The sequence below is a fragment of the Chryseobacterium sp. SIMBA_029 genome (assembly GCF_046535275.1).
GTDB lineage: Bacteria > Bacteroidota > Bacteroidia > Flavobacteriales > Weeksellaceae > Chryseobacterium.
This window is the reverse complement of the sequence record NZ_JAWRXA010000217.1, coordinates 1-279: the sequence shown is the minus strand read 5'-3', so window position 1 is coordinate 279 and position 279 is coordinate 1. Positions and strand designations below refer to the sequence as shown.

Genomic DNA, 279 nt, shown 5'->3' with positions numbered 1-279 from the left:
CCCTGGCAGGACCACGTGCCCGGAGGCGTCGAAAACGGAGGTGTAGGAGGCAGGCTGTCCGCCCGGTGGCACGAGCTCCACGATTTTCCCGCCATCGATAACTAGGCCGTTGCCGGCGTCGAGGTCGTTTGCGGTGAAGATGCCCAGCGGGTTTTTGATCCACAGCATGAAAGGATTCCTTGTCTGGTCGGCATATGTGCGTTCCAGCTCAGTTAGGCCTGTCTGCTGATCCAGGTTTACCGGCGCCCAGGAGCGGCCGGTTCGAAAAGCGTAAAAGGC

General features: G+C 60.6%; 1 protein-coding gene. It reads right to left on the bottom strand.

Annotated elements, in window-relative coordinates:
- Positions 1-279 (bottom strand): hypothetical protein (locus SB679_RS23890; RefSeq protein WP_410704734.1); only part of this gene is annotated, 279 nt, incomplete at both ends.